Origin of the sequence: Thiolapillus sp., from assembly GCF_048562965.1 — a bacterium.
Classification (GTDB): Bacteria; Pseudomonadota; Gammaproteobacteria; order Chromatiales; family Chromatiaceae; genus Thiolapillus; species Thiolapillus brandeum_A.
This window is the reverse complement of sequence record NZ_JBHNMF010001164.1, coordinates 1-815: the sequence shown is the minus strand read 5'-3', so window position 1 is coordinate 815 and position 815 is coordinate 1. Positions and strand designations below refer to the sequence as shown.

Genomic DNA, 815 nt, shown 5'->3' with positions numbered 1-815 from the left:
ATGTCATTGGCAGTTCACCCCTTGGGTGAAATCATGAAAATCACTGGAACTGCAATTTTACGCGATTATCATCGGGCGAACGACTTTCAGGTGGCTGCCGAAGTCACGGATTCAGGGGTAACCTAGACCCTTATGTGGAACCACTACTCTTTAGCTGCGCTACGATGAAAAACCGACCTATAAAAAGGCGTGTTGCGAGAATAGATACCAGCAACCAACCCAGTCTGTTCGACGAGTTGCCGCAGATGGAGTCAGAAAATACAACGGGGCCTGAACCGGCCACATTATCCGGGGTTGTTTTCGAGGATCCTGATCCCAAGCTGATTTATCTCAATGCCGTTCGGCTTGACCAGCATTTGTACAATGCAGGTCAACGAGGGGCCTTGAAGGTCCGCGAGCTTTTAGAGGAACAAGTGTGTCTTCGGCCTCGTGATAGATTTTGGGACATCCCAGTCCCCAAAATCGACTCGGCCTTTGACAACCTATTGGTGCCCCAGCCGTCCTGGTCACCAAGCACTACGCAACAACTTCGCAAGCTCGTTGCTGCTCCGTACTTGTCTCCCAATGACTGGACGCCGCGTTTGGATGCCTACTTTGCTTCCCCTCTGGCGCTATGCGCACGACGGGTAAGCAGTGCGGCCTCGCGGCTACTGGGGTCTACCAGCCTTCGCTTCGCTCTCCATGGCTGGCAGCGATGGACTGGTTGAGTTTTGAACAGTCTTACCGGCCGGGTGGTCGTTCACCCTATGCGCCACGAGCCATGATGGGCCTGATTCTCTATGGGATCATGCAGGGTGTGAGCAGTCTGCGCCAGC

Annotated in this window: 2 protein-coding genes; both read left to right on the top strand. The window is 53.9% G+C overall.

Annotation, left to right across the window (positions count from 1 at the left end):
• Positions 1-164: 164 nt before the first annotated feature.
• The gene (locus ACOCD2_RS23055) at positions 165-707 is read left to right on the top strand and encodes a hypothetical protein (RefSeq protein ID WP_293650644.1); all 543 of its coding nucleotides are present in this window, start codon (positions 165-167) and stop codon (positions 705-707) included.
• A partial coding sequence (locus tag ACOCD2_RS23050; protein WP_305803286.1) for a hypothetical protein occupies positions 614-815 on the top strand: 202 nt, incomplete at its 3' end. The genes ACOCD2_RS23055 and ACOCD2_RS23050, both read left to right, overlap by 94 nt.

What these genes read in the sequence shown, in the direction of transcription:
- ACOCD2_RS23055 (WP_293650644.1), top strand. Translation starts at nt 165, where the DNA reads ATGAAAAACCGACCTATAAAAAGGCGTGTTGCGAGAATAGATACCAGC.